Below are 19,299 nucleotides of genomic sequence, written 5' to 3'. Positions count from 1 at the left end.
AGTTGCGCCGAGTGGGCGATCATGCGGGCTCCGCGATCAGCTTGGTCTCGAGGTACTCCTCGAAGCCTTCGACGCCCATCTCCCGGCCGAGGCCGGACTGCTTGTAGCCGCCGAAGGGGGCGTCGGGGCCGAACCACTGGCCGCCGTTGACGCCGATGGTGCCAGTACGGATCCGGGCGGCCACCGACGTGGCCCGCTCCAGCGAGCCGGACTCGACCGAGCCGGAGAGGCCGTAGGGCGAGTCGTTGGCGATGCGTACGGCGTCGTCGTCGCCGTCGTGCGGGATCACGGTGAGCACGGGGCCGAAGATCTCCTCGCGGGCGACGCGGGCGGTGTTGTCGAGGCCGGCGATCACGGTGGGCTGAACCCAGAACCCGTCAGTGAGATCGCCGGACTGGACCGCCACCGACCCACCGGTGGCGAATCGGCCGCCCTCCTCCTCGGCGAGCGCGAGATAGCCGAGGATCCGGTCGCGCTGGCCCGCGGAGATCACCGGGCCGCAGATGGTGCCCGCATCGGCCGGGTCGCCCGCACCGAGCGAGGCCATGGTCGCGGCCGCCGACTCGACGGCCGCGTCGTAGGACGCCCGCGGCACCAGCAGCCGGGTCGTCAGGGCGCAGCCCTGACCGGCGTGGACCGCCACCGAGAAGGCCGCCATCGAGGCTGCAGACGCCACGTCGGCGTCGTCGAGGACGATCGCGGCGGACTTGCCACCGAGCTCGAGGAAGACCTTCTTCAGGCTCGGTGCGGCCGCGGTCATGATCGCCCGGCCGGTCGCCGTCGAGCCGGTGAAGGAGACCAGGTCGACCCGCGGGTCCTCGGCCAGCATCGCGGCCACCCGGGTGTCTCGCGGGGTGACGACGTTGAAGACGCCCGGCGGGATGTCGGTGTGCTCGGCCACCAGTCGGCCGAGCTCCGCGGCCAGCCACGGGGTGTCGGGGGCGGGCTTGAGCACGACCGTGTTGCCCGCTGCCAGCGCGGGGCCGATCTTGGCCAGGTTGATCTGGTTGGGGAAGTTCCACGGTGTGATCGCCGCGACGACCCCGACGGCCTCTCGCCGGACAGTACGCCGCGAGGAGATCCCCATCGTCACCCCGACACCCAGGTCCCGCGACCACTCGTAGGACTCGGCGAGGTCGATCGTCCAGCGCAGCGTCTCGACCGGGGTGTCGAACTGTGGCCCGGCGACCAGGAAGGCCGGTGCGCCGACCTCGGCGGTGGTCAGCTCGCGCAGCGCGTCGGCCTCGTCGAGGAGCGCCTGGTGGAGCTGGCGCAGGCAGCGGATCCGGAAGGTCAGGTCGGTGGACCAGTCGGTCTCGTCGAAGGCCCGGCGCGCGGCGGCGATGGCCGCGTCCATGTCCTGCGCCGTGGAGTCGGGCGCGCGCCCGATCTCGGCGCCCGTGGCCGGGTTGAGGATCGGGTACGTCTCGCCGGTGGCGGCCGCGCCGAGCTTGCCGTCGACGAGCTGCTGGGCGGGCGGGTTCGTGGGGGCGCGGTTGGTCACGAGGGCTCCTGGGTCACGAAGCTCCCGGCCGCGACGGGCGGGGGCCAGACGGTCGAGGGCAGGTCGGCGAGGCGGTAGTGGCCGGGCTGTGCCATCCCGTCGAGCGACATCCGCTCCAGCAGCCCGGCGGTCGCCTTCTTCGCCTTCACGATGTCGAGGAAGGTGGTCGCGGTGGAGCCGAGGTCGAACCAGTCGCGCTGCCAGGCGAACTCCAGACCCTCGCCGTCGGGACGCCGCGCGACCCCGAACCAGGAGCCGCCGATCCCGAGGATCTCGTACTCCTCGCCGGTGGCGTCATCGACGATCCCGGCCCGCTGCCGCCAGAAGCCGATCACCATCGCGTTGACGTCGTCGATGACGGTCGCCTGGTAGTCGTAGTGCCAGCCCTCGAGGCCGGCCATCTCGGTGCCGAGCGCCCACTCCCGGATCTGCTCTCGCCCGACCGCCATGAAGTGCTCGTCGGGGGTGTACATCCAGCCGTACGTCGCGTCCTCGGCATACACCTCGGCCAGCTGTGCCCAGTCACCCTCAGCCTCAGCTTTACGGTTGAGGTCGAGCCAACGGGACCAGAAGGCCTCGATCTCGGCACGGTTCAGGTCAGACATTCAGTCCTCCAGTGAAAGGGCGAAAGCAGGGCAGTACTTCACGGCCGCCCGTGCCGCACCGAGCTGGTCGGCGGCAGGTTCGGGGACACGTACGACGACCTGGTCGGTGTCGTCGTCGAAGCCGAAGAGCTCCGGTGCCTCGGCGAGACACTCCTGGTGCCCCTGGCATAGCCCCAGATCAACGGAGAGCCTCATGACGACCGCCGCCGATAACGGACCCGACAGGGCTGCTGGAGCTGGATCACCATCTTGGTGAAGTCGTCGGCGTAGGAGTCCAGCGGTTGCGCGGCCTGGAATGTGTAGTCGCGCAGGATGACCGAGAAGATCGCCTTCATCTGCATCATCGCGAACGCGTTGCCGACACAGCGGTGCTTGCCCGCGCCGAACGGGATCCACGTCCAGCGGTTCTGCATGTCCTCCTGCCGCGGGTCGATGTAGCGGCTCGGGTCGAACGATCCCGCCTTCGGGAAGTCGGCCTCGATCCGGTTGGAGACCCGTGGGGAGGCGGCGAGCAGGGTGCCAGCGGGGATCGTCTCGCCGAGCAGCTCGAAGTCCTCGCGCACCAGCCGCATCAGGATGATCAGCGGCGGGTGCAGCCGCAACGTCTCCTTCAGCGCGGCCTCGAGCACCGGGATGGAGCGGAGCGCTTGGAAGGAGACCTCGCTGCCGTCGGCGTAGAGCTCGTCGAGCTCGCTGACGACTTCGCCCATCGCCTCCGGGTGGCGCAGCAGCTCGATCATCGCCCAGGAGGCGGTGCCCGAGGAGGTGTGATGGCCGGCGAACATCATCGAGATGAAGACGCCGGTGATGGTGTCTACATCCATGCCGATCCGGATCAAGACGTCGAGCAGGTCGCGCTGCTCCCGTTCTTCGGTGGTCGAGCCTGTCGAGACCCCACGTGCGATCCGCTTGTCGACGATCGCCTGCACCAGCCCAACGAGCTCCTCCCGCGCGGCATCACGGCGACGGAAGCTGTCGATGTCTGCGTACGCATCGACGTACGCGATCGCGTCGGTGCCGTGCTCGAGCTCGTGGTAGTGCCGGGCGAAGGACGAGTCGAGCTCCTCCCGGAACGGCTTCCCGACCAGGCAGGCCGAGGTGGTGTAGATGGTCAGCTCGGCGAAGAAGTCGAGCAGGTCGATCTCGCCCTCGTCGCCCCAGCCGGCGATCATCCGGCGGATCTCGGCCTCGATCGTCTGCGCGTGGCCGCGCATCATGTCGCCGCGCAGCGCCTGGTTCTTCAGCATCTGCTGGCGCTCCTCAGGCGAGGCGTCGAAGACGACGCCCTTGCCGAAGATCGGCGTCATGAACGGGTACGCGGCGGCCTGGTCGAGCACCTCGTCGGGGGCCCGGAAGAAGGCCTCGTTGGCCTCTGCCCCGGTGACCATCACGACGTCCTTGTCGGCGAGCCGGAAGCGACCGAGGTCGCCGCACTCCTCGCGGACGCGGGTGAACAGCGAGATCGGGTCGACCCGCATCTCGGGCAGATGACCGGTGCCTCGGATGATCTCGGGAACGCTGGGGTCCTGGTCGTCCAGGACCGTGGAGACGGTGGGGATCATCGGGCCTCCTCGACGAGTGTCTCGATGGGTGCTTCGGGGTCGACGTCGACGGTGCTGATGTGGACCCCGCGGGCCGCGGTCACCACGGTCGTGATCGCGTCGGCCAGCGCGCGGGCCTCGAGGAAGTGCGGGTGCCGCGCCAGCCCCCAACGAACCCACTGCTCGAGCACGAACCCGCCGAGCTCGGCGGGCCACTCGTTGCCGATGTCGGAGTGGGTGGGTCCGGGCCGCACGAGCGAGGCCCTGACCCCGGTGCCCTCCAGCTCCATCCGGAGCGCGTTGACCATGCCTTCCAGGCCCCACTTCGAGGCTGCGTACGCTCCCATGAACGGCCGCGGTCGCACCGCCACGTCGGAGGAGAGGAAGACCAGGTCGCCGCGCCGGCGCTCGATCATCCCGGGGGCGAAGGCCCGGAGCAACCGGTGGGAGCCGAGCAGGTTGACGTCGATCTGGTCGGCGAAGTCCTCTGTGGTGACGTCGACCGTCGCGCCCGGGTGGGTGACGCCGGCGTTGCTGACCACGACCTCGACCTCGCCCAGGTCTGCGGTCACCTTGGCGGCGAACTCGGCCACCGAGTCGTCCGAGGTCACGTCGAGGGGGTGGGCGACCGCCTCTCCCCCGTCGGCGCGGATCGCGGCGGCGATCTCCTCCACGCGGCCGACCCGGCGGGCTCCGAGCGCGACCGGGAGCCCGGCCGCGGCCAGCGCCCTCGCCGTCTCCGCGCCGATCCCCGACGACGCGCCGGTGACCACCGCAGGTCGGCGGTCGGGCTGGGCGTACTTCTCGGACGCGCTCATCAGCGACCCCTGGGGACGAAGGTGACCGGGAGCTCGGCGAAGCCGCGCACGCTCGTGGAGTGCACGCGCACCGAGCGATCGGGATGGACCACGAAGCCGGACGTACGCCGCACCAGCTCCGCCAGCACGACCTTCGCCTCGAGCCGGGCGAGGTTGGCGCCGAGGCAGAAGTGCCGGCCGACGCCGAAGCTCATGATGCGGCCGAGCTCGTCGGGCGAGCGGTGGATGTCGAAGACGTCCGGCGCGGTGAAGACCCGTTCGTCGCGGTTGGCCGAGCCGAGCAGCACCAGCAGCTTCGACCCGGCCGGGACGACCTGGCCGTGGAGCTCGACGTCGGTGGCGACGTAGCGGGCGAGCATCTGGCTGGGAGTGTCGTGGCGCAGCGTCTCCTCGATCCACGGACCGACCAGCCCCGACTCGGGGTCCGCGAAGACCTCCGCCTGCTGATCGGGATGGGCGCCGAGGTGGAAGAGCGCGTTGCCGAGCAGCTTGGTGGTGGTCTCGTTGCCGGCCACGACCATCAGGAACAGGAACGCGATCACCTCGTGGTCGAGCAGCCGGTCGCCGTCGACCTCCGCCTCGATGAGCGCCGAGGTGAGGTCGTCGCTCGGCTGCCGGCGCCGCTGCGCGACCATCTCGGAGTAGTAGCCGATCAGCTCCAGGGCGGCCGTCATCCCGGCCTCCGGCACGTCCCGTACGCCGTCCTCGCGGTGCACCACCAGGTCGGCCAGCCGCTGCACCTCGTCGCGGTCGGCGACCGGCACGCCCATCATCTCGGAGATGACGTCCATCGGGAGCTTGCCGGCCAGGTTGGCGATCCAGTCGGCCTCACCGGTCTCGGCGCACACCGCGACGACACCGTCGAGGTAACGGTCGGCGAGCGCCTGGATGTGCGGCGTCAGCTCGCGGACGCGGCGCGGGGTGAAGCCGGCCGAGACCAGCTTGCGCAGCCTGGTCTGCTCGCGACCGTCCAGGGCGAGGAACGACATCACCCGGTGGGCCTCGGGGTTCCAGGCGCTGGCGTCGAGGGAGACGCCCATCCGGTTGGAGAAGGTGACGTCGTCCTTCATCGCGGCGTGCACGTCGGCGTGGCGGGAGAGCGCCCAGAAGTCGTCGGAGGCGTTGTAGTGCAGCGGTGCCTCGTCGCGCAGTCGCGCGTAGACGGGGTAGGGGTCTTCGTGGAAGTCGTAGTCGTAGGGGTCGAAGATCTCGGTGGCGGTGCTTGTCATCTCACTCCTCACCGACGATGACGGCAACGACCGGAGCGAGCCGGTCGGCCATCTCGTCGTAGGTCATCAGGCCCATCCCCGCCTGCAGCAGCGCCCCGGAGAAGGCGAGCAGCAGTGCCTGCCGGACCGCGTCGGTCGTTTCGCGCCCGAGCGCCTCGTCGAACCGGACCACGAACTCGGCCCCGATCCGCAGTCGCAGCCGCTCGACGTCCGTGTCGCTGCCCAGCAGGGCCGGGGTGACTGCCGCCGCGAGCGCGGGCTCGGCCGCGATCCGGGTGGTCAGGCTGCGTACGGCCGCCTGCACCCGCTCCGCGCGGGACCCGGTCTCCTCGACCGCCGGCGCATCGGCCAGATGCCGCCAGAAGAGCTCGACGAAGAGATGGTTCTTGGAGGCCAGGTAGGTGTAGGCCGTGGCCGAGGAGACGCCGGCACGCGCCGCGACCGAGCGGATCGTCAGCGCCTCGTGGCCGACCTCGCGCAGCTCCTCCAGCCCCGCCGCGAGCAGCCGCTCGACCGTCTCCGCCTGTCGTGTGCTCGTTGCGCTGGACACGTGTCCAGATTAGAACACGTTCTCGTTTCCGACAAGGGGGTCGCGACGGCCGATATCGGGTACCGACACGGGATGCCCGCACGGGCGCAACCAACCAGAGGAGCTGATCACCGATGAGCACCGCAGTCATCGCGCTCACCGTCGGGATGATCGTCGTCTGGACGATCATCATGCTGGTCGCCGCCTTCCTCGACCGGCGCCGAGGCCGCCAGATCCAACGCGACCTGACCGAGATGGAGCGAGAGCACCATCTCGACGGCCACGACCGCTTCGGGAGCTTCGACAACCCACCCCGCTGACCTCACACGCCCGGCGGGAGCCCGGCGAAGTCGGGCTCGCGGCCCTCGGCGAAGGCGGTGAGCGCCTCGAGGTTCGCGGGCCCACCCATCAGCTCGGCGAACTTCGCATTCTCGAGCTCGCGCGCGGCCGTGATCCCGGGTCGCAACGGTGCCGTCATCGTCTCCTTCACCGCGACCAGGCTGCTGATCGGCCGGGCGGCGAGAGTGGCCGCTCGGCTCCATGCGGCATCGAGGAGATCCTCGGGCTCGACCACCCGCCAGACGAGGCCCATCTCGCGTGCCTCCTCGGCCCCGACCCACTCCCCCGACAGCAGCATCCAGGCGGCGTTCTGACGCCCGACCAGCCCTGGGAAGAGGAAGCTCGAGGCCGCCTCCGGCGCGACTCCGAGCGTCGTGAACGGCGTCTTGAACCGGGCCTTCGTCGAGGCCAGGACCAGGTCGGCGAAGCCGATGAGCGTCGCGCCGATGCCGAGCGCCAGCCCGTTGACGGCCACGACCAGCGGCTTGCGGAACGCTGCCAGCGCGTCGACCAGAGCGATGAACCCGTGCCCCGCGCTGTCGTCGGCGCCGGTCGCGGTCTCCTTCATCTCGACCAGGTCGGTGCCGGCGGAGAAGGCCCGACCGGCGCCGGTCAGCAGCACCACGGCCACCTGTGGGTCCTCGTCGGCCGCTCGCAGCGCGTCGGCGAGCGCGACGTAGAGCGCCTGGCTGAAGGCGTTGAGCTGGTCGGGTCGGTTGAGCGTCAGTGTCCGGACCCGGTCGCGGTCTTCGCTCAGGAGCAGATCGGCTTCGTTCGTCGAGCCCGTCATCAGGCCCCCAGGATCAGGTCGGCGGCGCGCTCGCCGATCATGATCGCCGGCGCGTTGGTGTTGCCCCCGGTGATCGACGGCATCACGCTCGCGTCGGCGACGCGCAGGCCGTCGATGCCCTTCACGCGCAGCGACGGGTCCACCACGGCACGCTCGTCCGAGCCCATCCGGCAGGTGCCCACGCCGTGGTAGACGCTGTGCACGATGTTGGGCAGCAGCTCGCGGGTCTCGCGGTCGCCGGCGTAGTCGGGGCCCGGCGTGATCTCGCCCTGGTTGTCGCCGAGGCCGACCATCATCTCGCGCACCTTCGCGATCCCGTCGAGGAGCACCTCGGTGTCCTTGCCGGCGGTCAGGTAGCCCGGGTCGAGCAGCGGGTGCGCCATCGGGTCGGCGCTGGCCAGGCGTACGGTGCCGCGGCTCTCGGGGTAGATCAGCGTCGGCAGGATGCACAGGCCGGGCTTGTTCGTCGGCGGCCGGATCGCCTTCTCGCCGTCCTGGTTCGGGAACGGGTAGACCCAGTACAGGACGTGCAGCTGCAGGTCGGGCAGACGGTCGGCCAGCTCGCTGCGTACGAAGCCGAAGGCCTCGAACTGGGAGCCGGCCGCCCAGCCCTTGCGGGTGAGCCGCGACTTCGCGAAGCCCGCGGCGAAGTAGGCCGGCGTCGGCTTGCGCAGCGCGGAGTCCATCCGGAAGGAGACCGGCACGAAGAGGTGGTCGTGGAAGTTGTCGCCCACGGGGAGGTCGGCGTGGACCTCGATGCCGTGCTCGCGCAGGTGGCCGGAACGACCGATTCCGGAGAGCATCAGCAGGTGCGGCGAGCCGTAGACGCCGGCCGAGACGATCACCTCGCGGGTGGCACGGATCGTCTGCTTCTCCCCATCGGCGCCGACGACCTCGACGCCGGTGGCCCGCGACCCCTCGATGCGTACGCGGGTGACCTGGGCCTTGGTCAGGATCAGCAGGTTGTCCAGCGGCTTCTCTCGCAGGTAGGCCTTCGCGGCGGAGTAGCGGCGGCCCTCGGCGGCGCTGAGCTGGACGACGCCGACGCCCTCCTGCTGTTTGCCGTTGTAGTCGTCGAGCGCGCTGACGCCGAGCCGCTTGGGTGCCTCGTCGAGCCAGGTCTGCGTGGCCGGGGTGAGGCCCTGCTGGTAGCGCACCTTGACCGGGCCGCCCTCGCCACGGAACTCGTCGGCGCCGCCCTCGAAGTCCTCCATCCGCTTGAAGGCGGGCAGCACGTCGTCGTAGGACCACCCGGTCGCGCCGTCGGCGGCCCAGTCGTCGAAGTTCTGCCGGTTGCCACGCACCCAGAGCATGCCGTTGATCGAGGACGAGCCGCCCAGCACCTTGCCGCGGGTCATCGGGATGACCCGGTCCAGGGCGGCGCTCTGTGGGACCGACTTGTAGCCCCAGTCGACCAGCTTCTTCAGCTGGGGCGTGGAGAGCATCGCAGCGACCGCACCGGGGAGCTCGAGAAGGTTCTTGATCCCGAAGGCGGTGTCCTTGGTGCCCGCCTCGATCACGATGACGCTGGCCCCGCTCTCGGCCAGCCTGCGGGCGGTGGCACAGCCCGCGCTCCCGGCTCCCACGACAATGTAGTCGGCTTCCATGTCCTCTTCTCTCTCCCGGTGGTCCCTTCCGCAAAGACTAGAACACGTTCTACTGTTGTGTCATGCGCCACGGCATCGTCCTGTTCACCTCGGACCGAGGCATCACGCCCGCCGAGCTAGCCACCGCAGCGGAAGAGCGCGGCTTCGACACGTTCTACGTGCCCGAGCACACCCACATCCCCGTGCGCCGCGACGCCCTGCACCCCACCGGCGGCACCGAGCTCCCCGACGACCGCTACCTGCGTACGCTCGACCCCTGGGTCACGCTCGGCACCTGCGCGGCGGTGACCTCGCGGATCGGGCTCTCCACGGCGGTCGCGCTCCCGGTCGAGTCGGACCCGATCACGCTGGCCAAGTCGATCGCGACCCTCGACCACCTCTCCGGCGGCCGGGTCTCACTGGGGGTCGGCTTCGGCTGGAACACCGACGAGCTCGCCGACCACGGCATCCCCGGCGACCGCAAGCGCACCGCCCTGAAGGAGTATCTCGAGGCGATGCGGGCGCTGTGGACCGAGGAGGAGGCGGCGTACGACGGCGAGTTCGTCGCGTTCGGCCCGTCCTGGGCCTACCCGAAGCCACCGCAGGGCCGGATCCCCACGATCGTCGGCGCGGGAGGTGGCCCGAAGACGCTGCGCTGGATCGCCTGCAACGCCGAGGGCTGGATGTCGACGCCGACCGAGTCCGGCATCGGCGACAAGGTGAAGGCGCTCCAGGACGAGTGGGAGTCCGCCGGCCGCGCGGGCAAGCCCGAGGTGCGCGTCCTGGTCGCGAAGAAGCCCACCCCCGAGGACCTCGCCGAGTGGTCGGTCGCCGACGAGCTGATCTGGGGCGTACCCGACACCGAGCCCGCCGGGGTGCTCACCTACCTCGACAAGCTCGCCGGCCGACTGGGGCTGGCCGCATGAGCGCCGCCGACATCGGCGGAGACGTCCGCGAGATCGAGCAGCTCAAGTTCCGCTACGTACGCCTGCTCGACACCAAGCAGTGGGACGAGTTCGCGACCTGCTTCGCACCGGACGCCACCGCCGACTACGCCGGGCTCTCGTTCACCTCGCCGGACGAGCTGGTCGACTACATGCGCACCAATCTGCCGGCCGAGATCATCACCATGCACCACCTCCACCACCCGGAGATCGCCGTGGACGGCGACGAGGCGACCGGGCGCTGGTATCTCTACGACAAGGTCTTCGCGCCGGCCTTCGAGTTCGCCCTCGAGGGTGCCGCCTTCTACGCGGACCGCTACGTGCGTACGCCGCAGGGCTGGCGCATCGCGCACACCGGCTACGAGCGCACCTGGGAGCTCACCACCAGCCTGAAGGACCAGCCCAGTGCGAAGCTGACCGGACCGGGAGGACCGGCAACGCACGCCTGATCGGCGACGGGCTCCCGGGGCTCGATAGGTTCGAAGCATGCAGATCGCCTTCGGAAGCGACGACGAGAACGAGACCACGCGGGCGGTGCTCGACCACCTGCGCGAGCGTGGCGATGTCGACCTGATCGAGACCGACTCCTGGCCCGACCTCGGGGCCGGCGTCGGTCGTGCGGTCGTCGAGGGCCGGGCCGATGTCGGCGTGGTGATGTGCTGGACCGGCACCGGCACGGCGATCGCGGCCAACAAGGTCCCTGGCGTTCGCGCCGCGCTCGCCTGGGAGCCGTGGATCGCTCGCAACGCGCGGCTGTGGAACGACGCCAACGTGCTCGCGATGAGCCTCAAGCGGCTCGCGCCCGATGTTGCTGTCGAGGTCACCGAGGCGTTCCTCGACGAGACCGCGCCGGATCCCGAGGAGGCTGACGCGATCCGCCGGCTCGGCGACCTCGACCGCCGGTAGGTAGGTCTCGACAAGCTCGATCACCGGAGACCCCATTGTCGCCCGGCGGATTCAGCCCAGCTCGCGATAGTCGCTGCGGAAGAACAGCAGGGGCTCGGTCGCAGGGCCCTCGGCCAGGTCGAGGACGCGGCCGACGACGAGGTAGTGGTCGCCCTCCTCGTGGACGGAGTGGACGGCGCAGTCGAGGTAGCCGACGGCGCCATCGAGGTGCGGGTCGCCGTGATGGGCCGAGGGGGTCCAGGAGATATCGGCGTACTTGTCGGCGGCTCGCGAGGCGAACTGGTTGGAGACCGCCTCCTGGCCGGCGGCGAGGATGTTGACGGAGAAGTGGCCGGCGCGGCGGATCCGGGCCCAGGCACGCGAGGACTTCGTCGGCGCGAACAGGATCAGCGGCGGCCGCAGCGAGACCGACGAGAACGACTGGCAGGTCATGCCCACCGGCCCGTCGCCGGTCTGCGCCGTGATCACGGTGACGCCCGAGGCGAAGCGGCCCAGCACCGTACGGAACCGAGCGTCGGCCTCCGCGTCGGCGGGGGCCTCCGGCGGGGACGGCGGCGCCTCGAAGTCGAAGCGGCCGTGGAAGGACTCGATCAGCTCCGGGTGCGGCCAGCTCTCGGCGGCATCGGGAGACATCCCATCAGGCACCTCTATACGCATACCCGATCACTGGCCTACACCGAAGTCGTGACCCCAGTAGGAGACCGCGGTGGACTCCCTGGCGACCCACTTGCTGTCGTCGACCTGGAGCCCCTCGGTGCCGAACTCGATGTCGAAACCGCCGGGCGACTTCACGTAGAACGAGACCATCTCGTCGTTCATGTGGCGGCCGAGCGTGGCGGACAGCTTCGCACCGTACTTCTTCACGCGCTCGAGCGCGCGGCCGACGTCGTCGAGCTTGTCGACCTCGAGCATGATGTGGACGCACTTGGAGTCGTTCGGGAACGGCAGGAACGCCAGCGAGTGGTGGCGCGGGTTGATGCCCAGGAAGCGCAGCCAGATCTTGGTGCCGGGCTCCTTGCCGGCGAACTCGCCGGGCATGCTCATCGAGTCACGCAGCCGGAAGCCGAGCGTGTCGCGGTAGAACTCCAGCGCCTCGACGTCGTCGGAGACCGGGATCACCACGTGGCCCATCCCCTGGTCGCCGGTGACGAAGGTGTGGCCGTAGGACGAGACCGCGGGGCGGCGCTCATAGGTGATGCCGTGGAAGAGCTCGAAGACGTTGTCGAAGGGGTCACGGAAGCGCAGCATCTCCTGCACCCGTCGCTCGGCGAGCTCTTCGGCACTGCCCTCCTCGACCTCGACACCGGACTTCTCCAGGTGCTCGCGGGCCTCGGCCAGCGCGGTGTGGTCGGCGACCTCCCAGCCGACGCAGCTGAGCTGGTCCTTCTCGCCGGGCTCGATCACCAGGCGGGCGGAGACCTCGTCGATCCGGTAGTAGAGGTGCTCCTGGTGCGGCCCCTTGGCCGGGATCAGCCCGAGCACCTTCTCGGCGAACGTCCGCCACTCCTCCAGGTCGGTGCTGGTGACGCGTACGTAGCCCATGGACTTGATGTCGATCATGCGCGCTCCTCGGGTCGCTTCGACCTGTGCCGTTTCAAGAAGGCCACCGCGACCTCGCGGAACTCGTCGGCGGCCTCGATCTGTGCCCAGTGCCCGCAGCGCGGGAAGACATGCAGTTGCGCCTTCGGGATCAGCTTCAGCGCCGGGAACGCACCGTCGAGCGGGTTGACCCGGTCCTCGCGGCCCCAGGTGAGCAGCGTGTGATGGCGCAGCTGGTGCGCCTCGCGCCACAGCATGCCGTCCTCGGCGGTCTCGGGGTTGTAGAACGACCAGCCCATCGAGGCCATCGCCTCCCGGGCGCCGGGCGCGGTCGCGTCCGCGAAGCGTTCCTCGACCAGCTCGTCGGTGACCAGCTTCTGGTTGACGACCATCGTCGAGATGAACGCCCGCAGCGCCTCGCGGGTGGGGTCGCCGGAGAAGTCCATCAGGCGCTGTACGCCCTCGGTGGGATCGGCGTGGAAGAGGTTGAGCGAGAGTCCGCCCGGTCCCATCAGCACCAGCCGGCCGACCCGGTCGGGGTAGGTCAGCGCGATCCGCATCGCGGTGCCGCCGCCGAGCGAGTTGCCCAGCAGGTGGACCTTCTCCAGGCCGAGCTCGTCGAGCAGCGCGATCACCGCGTCGCCCGCGAACCGGTAGTAGTTGCCGACCACCTCGGGCTTGTCGGAGGCGCCGAAGCCCGGCTGGTCGACCAGGATCGTGCGGAAGTCGGCCGCGAAGCCCTCCAGTGCCGAGCCGAAGTTGGACCACGAGGAGGCGCCGGGGCCCCCGCCGTGAAGCATGACCAGCGGGATCTCGGCGGCCTCGTTCGCCGAGGATCCCCGGACGTCCAGGTCGTAGTAGCGCAGCGAGATCTTCCCGGCTGCCTCGGTCTCGATCCTGACGTCGTGGGCGACGTCGTCCTTCACCAGAGCCATCAGTACATCCCCGGGTCGACCTTGTGCCCGAACTCGGAGGCGCCGTACATCTGCAGCGCCCGCTCGGGGTCGTTGGCGGCGTGGACACGACCCGCGTGGGCGTCGCGCCAGGCGCGCTGGAGCGGGGTGCCGGTGGCCAGCGCCCGGCCGCCGGAGGCCTCGAAGAGCAGGTCGATCGCGTCGATCGCCCGCTGCGTACCGAGGACCTGGTCGCGGCGGACCCGCAGCCGCTGGGTGATCGGGATCTTCTCGCCGCGCGCGACGTAGCCCTGCTGCTCACGGATGTTGTTCATCAGCAGCGCCCAGGCGGCGTCGATGTCGGAGGAGGCGGTGGCCACCCGGACCGCGGCGAACGGGTCGAGCGAGGCCTTCTCTCCGTAGGAGGCGCGGACGCGGTTCTGCTGCATCGTCACGTGCTCCTCGTAGGCACCGCGGGCCATGCCGATGATCGGCGTGGTGATCGTGGTGGTGAACAGCGAGTGGAACTGCAGCTTGTAGAGGTCGCCGGTGTTGACCGCCTGGCCGGGCCCCTTGCAGCGGCCGGTCTCGGCCATCGAGAGCGTGAACGTCTCCGGGATGAAGACCTCCTCGACCACGATGTCGTTGGAACCGGTGCCGGCCAGGCCGACGACGTTCCAGACGTCGACGATCTCGTAGCGCTCGCGGGGCACCAGGAAGGTACGGAAGTCGACGACCTGACCCTCCTCGTTGAAGACGAGGCCGCCGAGGAGCACCCAGGTGGCGTGCGCGCAGCCGGAGGAGAACGACCATCGCCCGGAGAGCGTGAAGCCGCCCTCGGTGATGACCGCCTTGCCCATCGGCGCGTACGAGGAGGAGACGCGGGTGTCGGTGTCCTCGCCCCACACGGCCTGCTGCGCCTCGTCGTCGAAGAGCGCGATCTGCCACGGGTGGACGCCGAGCACGCTGGAGACCCAGCCGGTCGAGCCGCACGCCGAGGCGATGTCGCGTACGCAGGTGTAGAAGTCGACCGGGTCGGCCTCGAGGCCGCCGAAGCGGGCCGGCTGCAGCAGCCTGAAGAAGCCGACCTCCTCGAGCTCCTTCACGCTCGACTCGGGCACGACCCGGAGGCGCTCGGTCTCCTCCGCGCGCTCTCTGATGGTGGGCAGCAGGTCCTGCACCCCGTCCTTGACGGCCTGTGCGTCCTTGTGGGGGCGCTGTGTCACTTCGCTCACCGCTCTGCCTTCCTGCATGGGTGTACCAGATGTCGATCGAGCGGCGCTTCGGACGCTGCCCTGGGATCAATACTAGAACACGTTTCAGTTTTGTCGAGTCCCCGGACACGATTCGCGCGTCGTCGTCTATGGTAGAACGTGTTTCAGTTCTGGGACAGTCGAGGTTGAGGGAGCACCATGGGACAGACGAACGGAGCGAGCGATGCGGAGCAGCCGGTGACCGGTTCCACCGAGGGGCCCGCCGACGCCGAGGAGACCTACGACGTCGTCGTCGTGGGTGCCGGAGGCGCCGGGATGACCGCAGCGCTGGCCGCCGCCCGCCGCCACGGCCTCGAGACGCTCGTCGTCGAGAAGAGCGCGTACTTCGGCGGGTCGACCTCCCGCTCGGGCGGTGGGGTCTGGATCCCCCGCAACCATGCTCTGGAGGCCGCCCACCAGCAGGACACCGCGGAGGCCGCGAGCCTCTACCTGGAGTCGATCGTCGGCGACGTCGTGCCCGCCGAGCGCCGCGAGACCTTCCTCGGCCGCGGGCCGGAGGTGCTCTCCTTCGTCTGCGAGAAGACGCCGGTGCGGTTCAAGTGGGTCCCCGACTACGCCGACTACCACCCCGAGGCGCCGGGCGGGCGTGGCGCGGGCCGCTCGGTCGAGCCGGTGCCGCTGGACGCCCGCCTGCTCGGCCCCGAGCTGGAGCGGCTGCACCCGCCCTACACGAAGTCACCGGCCAACATGGTCGTCACCCAGGCCGACTTCCGGAAGATCAGCCTCGGCATGCGTACGCTCCGGGGCCCGATCACGATGGTCAAGATCGCGGTCTCACGGATCCTGGCGGGCCTGCTCGGCAAGAAGATGTACGCCATGGGCGCAGCGCTCGCGATCGGGCTGCGCAAGGGGCTGGTCGACGCCGGCGTACCGGTCCGCTACGAGACCGAGCTCGTCGGCCTGGTCACCGAGAACGGCCGCGTGGTGGGCGTCGAGGTGCGCGAGGGCGAGTCCGGCCCCACAAAGGTGATCCGGGCACGACGCGGCGTGATCCTCGGCTCCGGCGGCTTCGAGCGCAATCTGGAGATGCGGGAGAAATATCTGCCCGCCCCCACCTCGGTCGACTGGACCACCGGCGCGTTCTCCAACACCGGCGGCGGGATCCTGGCCGGGATCGCGGCCGGGGCCGACACCGACCTGATGGACGAGTCCTGGTGGGGTCCGACGATCCCGTTCCCGGGGCGGCCGTGGTTCGCGCTCGCCGAGCGCAACCTGCCCGGCTCGATCATCGTCAACGGCGCCGGCAAGCGGTTCATGAACGAGGCGCTCCCCTACGTCGAGGCCGTCCACGAGATCTACCGCGGCCAGGCTGAGAACATCTCCGGGGCGGGCGTCTCGCACGTCCCCGCCTGGCTGGTCTTCGACCAGCGCTATCGCAACCGCTACATCTTCGCCGGCCTCGGCCCGGGTCAGCCGTTCCCGGGCCGCTGGCTCAAGGACGGCGTGGTCGTGAAGGCCTCCTCGGTCGAGGCGCTCGCCGAGAAGATCTCGGTGCCGGCAGACGGCCTCCGGGAGACGCTCGAGCGGTTCAACGGGTTCGCCCGTACCGGTGTCGACGAGGACTTCCACCGTGGCGAGTCGACCTACGACAAGTACTACTCCGACCCCACGATCAAGCCGAACTGCTCGCTCAACGTCATCGACCAGGCACCGTTCTACGCGGTCAAGATGGCGCCCGGCGACCTCGGCACCAAGGGCGGCCTGGTCACCGACTCCCGGGCCCGTGTGCTGCGCCCCGACGGCTCCACCATCGAGGGCCTGTACGCAGCCGGCAACGTCTCCTCCGCCGTCATGGGCCGCACCTATGCCGGCCCCGGCGCCACCATCGGCCCCGCCCTCGTCTTCGGCTATCTGGCCGCCGAGGACTGCGCCGTCTCTCTCATCGACCCCGACAAGGAGCACAGCTGATGCCCATCGACCCCACCAAGGCCATCGGCGCCTCGCTGCCGTCGCAGTCGTTCTCGTGGACCTCCTCCGACGTGCTGCTCTACCACCTCGGCATCGGCGCCGGGTCGCGTCCGGGTGACGCGACCGACCCGGCCGCGCTGCGCTACACCCTCGACTCCGACGATCTCACGGTGCTCCCGTCCTTCGGCGTCGTCGCACCGACCTTCCACGTCACCGAGCCGCCCTCGCTGGACCTGCCGGGCTGCGACATCGACCTGGCCTCGGTGCTCCACGGCTCCCAGGAGATCCGCGTCGACGGCCCGATCCCGACCTCCGGCGACGCCGTCGTCAACACCCGGATCGCCGAGGTCTGGGACAAGGGGAAGGCCGCCGTGATCGTGCAGGAGGGCGTCGCCACGACCCCGGGCGGCGACCCGCTGTGGACGGTGCGCAGCTCCATCTTCGTGCGTGGCGAGGGCGGCTTCGGCGGTGAGCGCGGACCGTCGACGGCGCTGCCCGTCCCCGACCGCGCGCCGGATGCTGTCGCTGCGTACGACGTGACGGAGCAGCAGGCGCTGCTGTACCGCCTGTGCGGCGACCGCAACCCGCTCCACGCGGACCCCGCCTTCGCCGCGAAGGCGGGCTTCCCCAAGCCGATCCTGCACGGCCTGTGCTCCTACGGGATCGTGCTGCGCGAGGCGACCGGCCTCCTGCTGGACGGCGACGCCACCCGGGTCACCGGCTTCGGCGCCCGCTTCGCCGGCATCGTCTTCCCGGGCGAGACGATCTCGATCGAGGCGTGGGACGAGGGGACGCGGATCCTGCTCCGCGCCACGATCTCCTCCGACGATCCGGACCGTGATGGCGCCCCGGTCCTGGCCGACTGTTTCCTGGAGGGGTCGCGATGAGCCGCCGCGCGAGCTGTAACACGTCGTTCGTAGGACTACTCGCCCTATTGGAACGACCGGATAGTCCTACGAACAGCGTGTTACAGGCAAGGAGGCCGGCATGAGCGGCACCGGGCTCCCCGACGTGCTCTCCCCCGCCGACGTCGAGGAGCGCTTCGGCGGTTGGTCGGAGGAGACCGACGTGATCGTGGTCGGCTTCGGCGTCGCCGGCGGCGCTGCCGCCCTGGAGGCAGTGCGTTCCGGGGCGCGAACGATCCTGCTGGAGCGTGCCGCCGAGCCCGGCGGCACCTCGGCGATGGCCGGCGGTCACTTCTACCTCGGCGGCGGCACCGCGGTGCAGAAGGCGACCGGGGTCGAGGACTCGGCCGAGGAGATGTTCAAGTACATCCACGCCGTCTCCAAGGAGCCCGAGGACGACAAGATCCGGGCCTACTGCGACGACTCGGTCGAGCACTTCGACTGGCTGGAGTCGCTCGGGTTCGAGTTCGAGCGCAGTCTCTGGCCGGGCAAGGCCGTGATCCAGCCCGGGACCGAAGGGCTGATGTACACCGGCAACGAGAAGGTGCATCCCTTCCGTGACCTCGCGGTCCCCGCGCCGCGCGGCCACAAGGTACCGGTGCCGGGCGACACCGGGGGCGCCAAGCTGGTCGTCGACCGGATGGCCGACCGGCTCGCCGAGACGACCGCGGAGATCCGCTACGAGACCGGTGCCACCAACCTGGTTACGGAGGAGGGCCGTGTCGTCGGGCTGGCGTGGCGCCGGTTCGAGGAGCGCGGCGCGATCCGGGCGAAGGCGGTGATCCTCGCCGCCGGTGGGTTCGTCGGCAACGCCGACATGGTCGCCGAGCACACCCCGCGCCTCGGCGAGAAGCTCTTCCCGTTGGCCTCGACCTACGACGACGGCCTCGGCCTGCGCCTGGGCGCCTCGGCGGGCGGTCGCTGGCGGTTCATGGACGAGCCGTTCCAGACGGCACCGTTCTACCCGCCGTCGATCCTGCTGACCGGGATCATCGTCAACAAGCACGGCAAGCGGTTCGTCGCCGAGGACTCCTACCACGCGCGTACGGCCGCGTTCGTCATGGAGCAGCCCGACTCCGCCGCCTACCTGATCGTCGACTCCGCGCACATCGAGCACCCGACGATGCCGCTGTGCCCGTTCATCGACGGATGGGAGACGGTCGAGGAGATGGCGGCCGGGCTCGGCGTACCCTTCGACGCCCTGAACGCGACGCTGACCTCCTACAACACCCACGCCGCCGACGGCGAGGACCCCGAGCTCCACAAGGCCGCGGAGTGGACCGAGCCGCAGGACACCGGGCCGTGGGGCGCCTACGACCTCTCCCTGGGCAAGGCGATGTACGCCGGCTTCACGATGGGCGGCCTGTCGACGACCCTCGAGGGCGAGGTACGCCGCGAGGACGGCTCCGCGGTCGCCGGTCTCTACGCGGCCGGCGCCTGTGCTGCCAACCTCGCCCAGGACGCCAAGGGATACGCCTCCGGGATGCAGCTCGGCGACGGCTCCTACTTCGGCCGGCGAGCCGGTCGCCACGCCGCCGGACGGTGACCGGTGACCGGCCTCACAGACCAGGGTCGTCCAGACGGTCCCCGCGCCGGAGCCGGGAGGCCACGCGGTAGCCTTGACAGGCGTCCAGCCGACGAACTGTTGCCATATCACATATCCATTCGAAGGTGAATGGGTTCGGTAAAATACAGGACCTTGGACCCTACGGCAGTGAGACGCTGACTGGTTATGTATACGCGACGCCACGGGCTCGGAGCCTCCGCTCGATCCTGTTGCGTCCGCAGGCCCCGTTCCCCCTCGACGCCTGTCGCCGAACTAGCCGAAAGGAATCCCCATGTTCGACTTCCGGAGCCCGGCCGGCCTGATGGTCATCGCCGCCCTGGTCGTCATCACGCTCGTGGTGGTCGGCGCCGTCGCCGGCAACAGCCCGTCCTGATCCTGACGTCCGGCTTCCTCACCGGGAAGCCGCAGGCCCCGGCTCGAGG

At 70.1% G+C, this 19,299-nt stretch carries 20 protein-coding genes; 7 read left to right on the top strand and 13 right to left on the bottom strand.

The genetic code is table 11. The features are described from left to right. Positions 1-19 precede the first annotated feature (19 nt). The 7 genes from IEY81_RS01535 to IEY81_RS01505 are packed head-to-tail and all read right to left on the bottom strand — an operon-like array spanning position 20 to position 6,247. Entirely contained in the window at positions 20-1,504 is a 1,485-nt protein-coding gene (locus IEY81_RS01535) for an aldehyde dehydrogenase (protein WP_189116667.1), read from the bottom strand. Next, a complete protein-coding gene (locus tag IEY81_RS01530; protein ID WP_189116666.1) occupies positions 1,501-2,109 on the bottom strand; it encodes a nuclear transport factor 2 family protein in 609 nt (202 codons plus the stop codon). Before IEY81_RS01530 ends, IEY81_RS01535 begins: the two co-directional genes overlap by 4 nt. Further along, positions 2,110-2,304 carry a ferredoxin gene (locus IEY81_RS01525; RefSeq protein ID WP_189116665.1) on the bottom strand — a complete coding sequence of 65 codons (195 nt, stop codon included), beginning with the start codon at positions 2,302-2,304 and terminating at the stop codon, positions 2,110-2,112. After that, a complete protein-coding gene (locus IEY81_RS01520; RefSeq protein ID WP_229787175.1) occupies positions 2,301-3,671 on the bottom strand; it encodes a cytochrome P450 in 1,371 nt (456 codons plus the stop codon). The genes IEY81_RS01525 and IEY81_RS01520 overlap by 4 nt, the downstream gene beginning before the upstream one ends. Further along, on the bottom strand, positions 3,668-4,468 hold the full coding sequence (locus tag IEY81_RS01515) for an SDR family oxidoreductase (RefSeq protein WP_189116664.1): 801 nt from the start codon (positions 4,466-4,468) through the stop codon (positions 3,668-3,670). Before IEY81_RS01515 ends, IEY81_RS01520 begins: the two co-directional genes overlap by 4 nt. Next, entirely contained in the window at positions 4,468-5,697 is a 1,230-nt protein-coding gene (locus IEY81_RS01510; protein ID WP_189116663.1) for a cytochrome P450, read from the bottom strand. The genes IEY81_RS01515 and IEY81_RS01510 overlap by 1 nt, the downstream gene beginning before the upstream one ends. Before the next feature lies 1 nt (position 5,698). Then, on the bottom strand, positions 5,699-6,247 hold the full coding sequence (locus IEY81_RS01505; protein WP_189116662.1) for a TetR/AcrR family transcriptional regulator: 549 nt from the start codon (positions 6,245-6,247) through the stop codon (positions 5,699-5,701). A gap of 113 nt (positions 6,248-6,360) precedes the next feature. Between IEY81_RS01505 and IEY81_RS01500 the strand changes: the two genes are divergently transcribed. Then, positions 6,361-6,546: a hypothetical protein gene (locus IEY81_RS01500; protein WP_189116661.1), complete on the top strand. Its 186-nt coding sequence runs from the start codon at positions 6,361-6,363 to the stop codon at positions 6,544-6,546. A gap of 2 nt (positions 6,547-6,548) precedes the next feature. Here IEY81_RS01500 and IEY81_RS01495 read toward each other — a convergent pair whose 3' ends face one another. Together IEY81_RS01495 and IEY81_RS01490 are read right to left on the bottom strand one after the other, a co-directional pair. Next, positions 6,549-7,355, bottom strand: a complete 807-nt coding sequence (locus IEY81_RS01495; RefSeq protein WP_189116660.1) for an enoyl-CoA hydratase/isomerase family protein — start codon at positions 7,353-7,355, stop codon at positions 6,549-6,551. After that, on the bottom strand, positions 7,355-8,962 hold the full coding sequence (locus IEY81_RS01490; RefSeq protein ID WP_189116659.1) for a GMC family oxidoreductase: 1,608 nt from the start codon (positions 8,960-8,962) through the stop codon (positions 7,355-7,357). The genes IEY81_RS01495 and IEY81_RS01490 overlap by 1 nt, the downstream gene beginning before the upstream one ends. A gap of 62 nt (positions 8,963-9,024) precedes the next feature. On the opposite strand from IEY81_RS01490, the gene IEY81_RS01485 reads away from it, so the two are divergent. From IEY81_RS01485 to IEY81_RS01475, 3 genes are read left to right on the top strand one after another with little or no spacing between them, the layout of a single operon-like run. After that, positions 9,025-9,867: an LLM class F420-dependent oxidoreductase gene (locus IEY81_RS01485; RefSeq protein WP_189116658.1), complete on the top strand. Its 843-nt coding sequence runs from the start codon at positions 9,025-9,027 to the stop codon at positions 9,865-9,867. Then, positions 9,864-10,334 (top strand): nuclear transport factor 2 family protein, encoded by a 471-nt coding sequence (locus IEY81_RS01480; RefSeq protein WP_189116657.1) that lies wholly within the window; start codon positions 9,864-9,866, stop codon positions 10,332-10,334. The genes IEY81_RS01485 and IEY81_RS01480 overlap by 4 nt, the downstream gene beginning before the upstream one ends. A gap of 37 nt (positions 10,335-10,371) precedes the next feature. Next, positions 10,372-10,791, top strand: a complete 420-nt coding sequence (locus IEY81_RS01475; RefSeq protein ID WP_189116656.1) for an RpiB/LacA/LacB family sugar-phosphate isomerase — start codon at positions 10,372-10,374, stop codon at positions 10,789-10,791. Positions 10,792-10,842: 51 nt separating this feature from the next. Here IEY81_RS01475 and IEY81_RS01470 read toward each other — a convergent pair whose 3' ends face one another. From IEY81_RS01470 to hsaA, 4 genes are read right to left on the bottom strand one after another with little or no spacing between them, the layout of a single operon-like run. Then, complete coding sequence (locus IEY81_RS01470) at positions 10,843-11,424, bottom strand: flavin reductase family protein (RefSeq protein ID WP_189116655.1); 582 nt, start codon at positions 11,422-11,424, stop codon at positions 10,843-10,845. A 30-nt stretch (positions 11,425-11,454) separates the two neighbouring features. Further along, entirely contained in the window at positions 11,455-12,351 is an 897-nt protein-coding gene (gene hsaC / locus IEY81_RS01465; protein WP_271188404.1) for an iron-dependent extradiol dioxygenase HsaC, read from the bottom strand. Continuing rightward, entirely contained in the window at positions 12,348-13,265 is a 918-nt protein-coding gene (hsaD, locus tag IEY81_RS01460; RefSeq protein WP_229787173.1) for a 4,5:9,10-diseco-3-hydroxy-5,9,17-trioxoandrosta-1(10),2-diene-4-oate hydrolase, read from the bottom strand. The genes hsaC and hsaD overlap by 4 nt, the downstream gene beginning before the upstream one ends. After that, positions 13,265-14,458, bottom strand: coding sequence for a 3-hydroxy-9,10-secoandrosta-1,3,5(10)-triene-9,17-dione monooxygenase oxygenase subunit (gene hsaA, locus IEY81_RS01455; RefSeq protein WP_229787171.1), 1,194 nt, complete (start codon positions 14,456-14,458; stop codon positions 13,265-13,267). Before hsaA ends, hsaD begins: the two co-directional genes overlap by 1 nt. Before the next feature lie 177 nt (positions 14,459-14,635). Here hsaA and kstD point away from each other — a divergent pair, with 177 nt between their 5' ends. From kstD to IEY81_RS01440, 3 genes are all read left to right on the top strand, one after another. Next, a complete protein-coding gene (kstD, locus tag IEY81_RS01450) occupies positions 14,636-16,405 on the top strand; it encodes a 3-oxosteroid 1-dehydrogenase (RefSeq protein ID WP_229787169.1) in 1,770 nt (589 codons plus the stop codon). Beyond that, positions 16,405-17,292: an enoyl-CoA hydratase ChsH3 gene (gene chsH3, locus IEY81_RS01445; protein ID WP_189116653.1), complete on the top strand. Its 888-nt coding sequence runs from the start codon at positions 16,405-16,407 to the stop codon at positions 17,290-17,292. The genes kstD and chsH3 overlap by 1 nt, the downstream gene beginning before the upstream one ends. Before the next feature lie 100 nt (positions 17,293-17,392). Then, a complete protein-coding gene (locus IEY81_RS01440; protein ID WP_189116652.1) occupies positions 17,393-18,856 on the top strand; it encodes an FAD-binding protein in 1,464 nt (487 codons plus the stop codon). Positions 18,857-19,299 lie beyond the last annotated feature (443 nt).

This window comes from Nocardioides luteus, assembly GCF_014648595.1.
Classification (GTDB): Bacteria; Actinomycetota; Actinomycetes; order Propionibacteriales; family Nocardioidaceae; genus Nocardioides; species Nocardioides luteus.
Note: the sequence above shows the minus strand (reverse complement) of the source record. Positions and strands in the feature narration are given on the sequence as shown.

Bases quoted from the DNA above. Each gene is read 5' to 3' on its own strand.
- IEY81_RS01515 (WP_189116664.1), bottom strand. From the start codon at position 4,468: ATGAGCGCGTCCGAGAAGTACGCCCAGCCCGACCGCCGACCTGCGGTG.
- IEY81_RS01500 (WP_189116661.1), top strand. From the start codon at position 6,361: ATGAGCACCGCAGTCATCGCGCTCACCGTCGGGATGATCGTCGTCTGG.
- IEY81_RS01490 (WP_189116659.1), bottom strand. From the start codon at position 8,962: ATGGAAGCCGACTACATTGTCGTGGGAGCCGGGAGCGCGGGCTGTGCC.
- IEY81_RS01440 (WP_189116652.1), top strand. From the start codon at position 17,393: ATGAGCGGCACCGGGCTCCCCGACGTGCTCTCCCCCGCCGACGTCGAG.
- IEY81_RS01480 (WP_189116657.1), top strand. From the start codon at position 9,864: ATGAGCGCCGCCGACATCGGCGGAGACGTCCGCGAGATCGAGCAGCTC.
- hsaD (WP_229787173.1), bottom strand. From the start codon at position 13,265: ATGGCTCTGGTGAAGGACGACGTCGCCCACGACGTCAGGATCGAGACC.
- hsaC (WP_271188404.1), bottom strand. From the start codon at position 12,351: ATGATCGACATCAAGTCCATGGGCTACGTACGCGTCACCAGCACCGAC.
- IEY81_RS01520 (WP_229787175.1), bottom strand. From the start codon at position 3,671: ATGATCCCCACCGTCTCCACGGTCCTGGACGACCAGGACCCCAGCGTT.
- kstD (WP_229787169.1), top strand. From the start codon at position 14,636: ATGGGACAGACGAACGGAGCGAGCGATGCGGAGCAGCCGGTGACCGGT.
- IEY81_RS01495 (WP_189116660.1), bottom strand. From the start codon at position 7,355: ATGACGGGCTCGACGAACGAAGCCGATCTGCTCCTGAGCGAAGACCGC.
- IEY81_RS01510 (WP_189116663.1), bottom strand. From the start codon at position 5,697: ATGACAAGCACCGCCACCGAGATCTTCGACCCCTACGACTACGACTTC.
- IEY81_RS01470 (WP_189116655.1), bottom strand. From the start codon at position 11,424: ATGTCTCCCGATGCCGCCGAGAGCTGGCCGCACCCGGAGCTGATCGAG.
- IEY81_RS01525 (WP_189116665.1), bottom strand. From the start codon at position 2,304: ATGAGGCTCTCCGTTGATCTGGGGCTATGCCAGGGGCACCAGGAGTGT.
- IEY81_RS01530 (WP_189116666.1), bottom strand. From the start codon at position 2,109: ATGTCTGACCTGAACCGTGCCGAGATCGAGGCCTTCTGGTCCCGTTGG.
- IEY81_RS01485 (WP_189116658.1), top strand. From the start codon at position 9,025: ATGCGCCACGGCATCGTCCTGTTCACCTCGGACCGAGGCATCACGCCC.
- IEY81_RS01475 (WP_189116656.1), top strand. From the start codon at position 10,372: ATGCAGATCGCCTTCGGAAGCGACGACGAGAACGAGACCACGCGGGCG.
- chsH3 (WP_189116653.1), top strand. From the start codon at position 16,405: ATGCCCATCGACCCCACCAAGGCCATCGGCGCCTCGCTGCCGTCGCAG.